Annotated in this window: 7 protein-coding genes; all 7 read left to right on the forward strand. The window is 65.9% G+C overall.

The window, feature by feature from the left end; translation table 11 throughout:
* The first annotated feature begins 150 nt into the window (after positions 1 to 150).
* Positions 151 to 372 (forward strand): translation initiation factor IF-1, encoded by a 222-nt coding sequence (gene infA / locus MJ783_RS17970; RefSeq protein WP_006541558.1) that lies wholly within the window; start codon positions 151 to 153, stop codon positions 370 to 372.
* A 113-nt stretch (positions 373 to 485) separates the two neighbouring features.
* Entirely contained in the window at positions 486 to 599 is a 114-nt protein-coding gene (rpmJ, locus tag MJ783_RS17975; protein WP_003956441.1) for a 50S ribosomal protein L36, read from the forward strand.
* Between the two features lie 192 nt (positions 600 to 791).
* Positions 792 to 1,172, forward strand: coding sequence for a 30S ribosomal protein S13 (rpsM, locus tag MJ783_RS17980; protein ID WP_131748469.1), 381 nt, complete (start codon positions 792 to 794; stop codon positions 1,170 to 1,172).
* 87 nt (positions 1,173 to 1,259) lie between these two features.
* Positions 1,260 to 1,664: a 30S ribosomal protein S11 gene (gene rpsK / locus MJ783_RS17985; RefSeq protein ID WP_013875088.1), complete on the forward strand. Its 405-nt coding sequence runs from the start codon at positions 1,260 to 1,262 to the stop codon at positions 1,662 to 1,664.
* Positions 1,665 to 1,742: 78 nt separating this feature from the next.
* Positions 1,743 to 2,369, forward strand: coding sequence for a 30S ribosomal protein S4 (rpsD, locus tag MJ783_RS17990; protein ID WP_239311800.1), 627 nt, complete (start codon positions 1,743 to 1,745; stop codon positions 2,367 to 2,369).
* Between the two features lie 288 nt (positions 2,370 to 2,657).
* Positions 2,658 to 3,707, forward strand: coding sequence for a DNA-directed RNA polymerase subunit alpha (locus MJ783_RS17995; protein WP_239311802.1), 1,050 nt, complete (start codon positions 2,658 to 2,660; stop codon positions 3,705 to 3,707).
* 189 nt (positions 3,708 to 3,896) lie between these two features.
* The coding region (rplQ, locus tag MJ783_RS18000) for a 50S ribosomal protein L17 (RefSeq protein WP_239311804.1) at positions 3,897 to 4,398 on the forward strand (502 nt) is incomplete at its 3' end.

The raw sequence follows: 4,398 nt of genomic DNA on the forward strand, positions 1-4,398 counted from the left end.
GTCTTGGATGGCCGCTGATCCGGCTCCGTGGCCGCGTGATGGAGCCAGGTTGGCTCTTGACGGATGGGCAACGTACACTTAGAGGCCGGCGGTTAGTGGGCGTTCGCCTGTGTCCACCGTCGGACACCCGAGGGTAGGACAGCGGAGGACATGCCGAAGAAGGACGGGGCCATCGAGATCGAAGGCCGAGTTGTGGAGCCGCTCCCGAACGCGATGTTTCGGGTCGAGCTCCAGAACGGCCATCGCGTTCTCGCCCACATCAGTGGCAAGATGCGTCAGCACTACATCCGGATCCTTCCGGAGGACCGGGTGGTCGTCGAGCTTTCCCCGTACGACCTGTCCCGGGGCCGGATCGTCTACCGCTACAAGTAAACTCGCCTGGCCGATGGCGATGCGGTCGCTGTTCAGACTGCTCGCCGGAGGCCGAGGGCTCCCAGTCATCCGCACGCGCGCCCCAGCGGCTGCGCAAGGAGGTTCGTGCAGCCGTGAAGGTCAAGCCGAGCGTCAAGAAGATCTGCGACAAGTGCAAAGTGATCCGTCGTCATGGCCGAGTAATGGTCATCTGTGACAATCTGCGCCACAAGCAGCGGCAGGGCTGACGCCTTGGCCCGCTGGCCGGGGAATGATCTTTCCCGGCTGTGGAGGCGCTGGACGGGTTCGCCAAAGCGTCACCGTGCCGCCTATCAAGCGGCGCTCACCCCCGGTCGGAGGCCGGGGCCCGGCTCGACGGACAGCGTGCCGTCACGGGATGGGGGCGCTCAAGACCTCCGTACAGGAAGGAAATACCTGGTATGGCACGCCTTTCAGGCGTAGACCTCCCGCGGGAGAAGCGGATCGAGGTCGCTCTCACCTACATCTTCGGGATCGGCCGGAGCCGATCGCTGGAGACTCTCGCCGCCACCGGGGTCAATCCGGACACGCGCGTCCGTGACCTTGCTGACGAGGAGGTCGTCAGGCTGCGGGAGTGGATCGACGCGAATTACCGGGTCGAGGGTGACCTGCACCGGGAGGTGCGTCAGGACATCCGCCGGAAGATGGAAATCGGTTGCTACCAGGGCCTGCGGCACCGGCGGAACCTTCCCGTCCACGGGCAGCGGACCCACACCAACGCGCGTACCCGTAAGGGTCCACGCCGCGCCATCGCCGGCAAGAAGAAGGCCGGTAAGAAGTAGTCAGTGACGTCCGGTCGGTGTGACCGCTGTTGGGCACCGCTACCGGGCACTGACCGACGACCTCGCAAACGGAGACCACGAGCACATATGCCGCCAAAGACGCGTGCCGCCGGGATCAAGAAGGTCCGGCGCAAGGAGAAGAAGAACGTCGCGCACGGCCACGCCCACATCAAGAGCACTTTCAACAACACGATCGTGTCGATCACGGACCCCAGCGGAAATGTGATCTCCTGGGCAAGCGCCGGGCACGTCGGTTTCAAGGGCTCCCGTAAGTCGACTCCGTTCGCCGCGCAGATGGCGGCGGAGAACGCCGCCCGCAAGGCGCAGGAACACGGGATGCGCAAGGTGGACGTTTTTGTCAAGGGTCCGGGTTCGGGCCGGGAGACGGCGATCCGCTCCCTGCAGGCGGCCGGTCTCGAGGTCGGCGCCATCCAGGATGTGACCCCCACGCCTCACAACGGTTGCCGGCCGCCCAAGCGACGTAGGGTCTGACGGCACATCACGGCCTCTGGTCGCGCGAAGAAAACCATGGTCGCGCCGTCCCCGGTCGCAAAGGAGAGAAGGACAAGCATGGCCCGCTACACCGGCGCGGACTGCAAGCGGTGCCGCCGTGAGAAGACGAAGCTGTTCCTGAAGGGCAGCAAGTGCGAGTCGCCCAAGTGCCCGATCGAGATCCGGCCGTATCCTCCGGGTGAGCACGGCCGCGGTCGCACCAAGGACTCCGAGTACCTGCTGCAGAAGCGTGAGAAGCAGAAGTGCGCGCGCATCTACGGGGTGCTCGAGAAGCAGTTCCGTGGCTACTACGACGAGGCGAACCGCCGTACCGGCAAGACCGGCGACGAGCTGCTGAAGATTCTTGAGTCGAGGCTTGACAACGTCGTCTACCGGGCTGGCTTCGCACCGTCCCGGGACGCCGCCCGCCAGGCTGTGCGGCACGGTCACATCGTGGTGAACGGTGGCAAGGTCGACATCCCGAGTTACCGGGTCAGCGAGAACGACATCGTCGAGATCGCGCCCAAGGCACGTGAACTGACCCCCTTCATCATCGCCCGGGAGACGGCCGGCCAGCGCACCGTCCCTGCCTGGCTGGAGGTCATCCCGAGCCAGCTCCGGGTGCTGGTTCACTCGTTGCCGGCTCGCCAGGTGATCGACACTCAGGTCCAGGAGCAGCTGATCGTTGAGCTGTACTCCAAGTAGCCTGAAGTTCCGAGTAGCGTAGACTTCGGCTTTCCTGAAGCCCTCTCGGAGCTGTGGCCAGGGCTCCCGCCGCGCGTCCAAGCGCCGCGGGAGCCCTGGCCGTACGGGTGACGGGGTGGCTCGGGGATGTCGGACCGGCTGCGGTCGTGCTGCTTTCAGCGCGGTCTGTGCCAGAACCGAAGCAGGTACCACCTGGGTGGGGCGGACGGAGGCCCCGCCCACGGGCTCCGTCTGGAGCCGAAGCCGCGGCGTCATATGGCGGTCGCCGCGTTGGGAAGGATGTCAACGATGCTCATTGCACAGCGTCCGACGCTGGCCGAGGAGCCGATCTCCGAGTTCCGCTCCCGGTTTGTCATCGAACCGCTTGAGCCGGGGTTCGGCTACACCCTCGGCAACTCGCTTCGCCGTACTTTGCTGTCCTCTATCCCTGGTGCGGCGGTGACCAGCATCCGTATCGATGGGGTGCTGCACGAATTCTCCACGGTTCCAGGCGTGAAAGAGGACGTCACCGACCTGATCCTGAACCTCAAGGAACTGGTCGTCAGCTCCGAGAACGACGACCCGACCGTGATGTACCTGCGCAAGCAAGGCCCAGGGGTGGTCACGGCGGCGGACATCGCGCCGCCGACCGGTGTCGAGGTGCACAGCTTGGACCTGCAGCTGGCGACTCTCAACGAAAAGGGCAAGCTCGAGATCGAGCTGACTGTCGAGCGAGGGCGTGGCTATGTCAGCGCCACCCAGAACAAGCAGGCGGGCCAGGAGATCGGCCGGATCCCGGTCGACTCGATCTACTCTCCGGTCCTCAAGGTCACCTACAAGGTCGAGGCGACCCGTGTCGAGCAGCGGACCGACTTCGACCGACTGATCGTGGATGTCGAGACCAAGCAGTCGATCTCCCCGCGGGACGCGATGGCCAGCGCGGGCAAGACGCTGGTCGGTCTGTTCGGTCTCGCGCAGGAGCTGAACGCCGAGGCGGAGGGTGTTGACATCGGCCCGTCCGCCGCGGACGCGGCCTTGGCCGCGGACCTGGCACTGCCGATCGAGGAGATGGATCTGACGGTCCGTTCCTACAACTGCCTCAAGCGTGAGGGCATCCACACGATCGGCGAACTGGTCTCCCGCAGTGAGGCGGACCTGCTCGACATCCGCAACTTCGGCCAGAAGTCGATCGACGAAGTCAAGACGAAGCTCGCCGGAATGGGGCTGCAGCTGAAGGACTCCCCACCCGGATTCGACCCGCGGCAGGCCGTGGACACCTACGGTACCGACACCTATCACACGTCGTTCAGCGACGCGGCTGACGACGGCGCGGAGTTTGTCGAGACCGAGCAGTACTAGACATTTATTGATCTTCGCTTTGTTCGATCGCTGAAACCAGGTACCCGGCTCGGCGCGAAGCGGCGGGCCGGGGCGTGGCAGGCGTCCTGAGTGGCGGCCCACCGCGGATCTCGGGGGTCGGATGATCGCGGCGAGGCGCGGTTGTATCTTGTTGGAGCGCGGTCGCCGAAAGGAACGAGGAGCACTGTCATGCCCACGCCTACCAAGGGCCCCCGGCTCGGTGGCAGTCCCGCACACGAGCGGCTGTTGCTGGCCAACCTCGCCACCGCGCTGTTCGAGCACGGCGGCATCACCACGACCGAGACCAAGGCCAAGCGCCTCCGCCCGTATGCCGAGCGGCTGGTGACCTTTGCCAAGCGCGGCGATCTGGACTCGCGCCGCCGCGTGCTGCGAGTGGTTCGCGACAAGTCCGTCGTGCACGTACTGTTCACCGAGATCGGCCCACGCTATGCCAACCGTGACGGCGGTTACACCCGCATCGTGAAGTTGGGGCCCCGCAAGGGTGACAACGCACCGCTGGCGCGTATCGAGCTCGTCGAGGCCATGACCGTCGCTCAGGAGGCGGTGAGCGAGGCCGAGCGGGCCCGCGGCAGCCGCTTCATCCCCCGGCGGCGACCGACCGGCGCGACCGCGGAGGCCGCCGCGGATCTCGCGAAGGAGTCGCCGACCGCGGCCGCGGTGGCCGCTGAGG

The organism is Protofrankia sp. Cj3 (genome assembly GCF_917627355.1).
Lineage (GTDB): Bacteria > Actinomycetota > Actinomycetes > Frankiales > Frankiaceae > Protofrankia.

Excerpts from the sequence above, each read along its gene's own strand:
- rpsK (WP_013875088.1), top strand. The coding sequence starts at position 1,260 with ATGCCGCCAAAGACGCGTGCCGCCGGGATCAAGAAGGTCCGGCGCAAG.
- rpsD (WP_239311800.1), top strand. The coding sequence starts at position 1,743 with ATGGCCCGCTACACCGGCGCGGACTGCAAGCGGTGCCGCCGTGAGAAG.
- MJ783_RS17995 (WP_239311802.1), top strand. The coding sequence starts at position 2,658 with ATGCTCATTGCACAGCGTCCGACGCTGGCCGAGGAGCCGATCTCCGAG.
- rpsM (WP_131748469.1), top strand. The coding sequence starts at position 792 with ATGGCACGCCTTTCAGGCGTAGACCTCCCGCGGGAGAAGCGGATCGAG.
- infA (WP_006541558.1), top strand. The coding sequence starts at position 151 with ATGCCGAAGAAGGACGGGGCCATCGAGATCGAAGGCCGAGTTGTGGAG.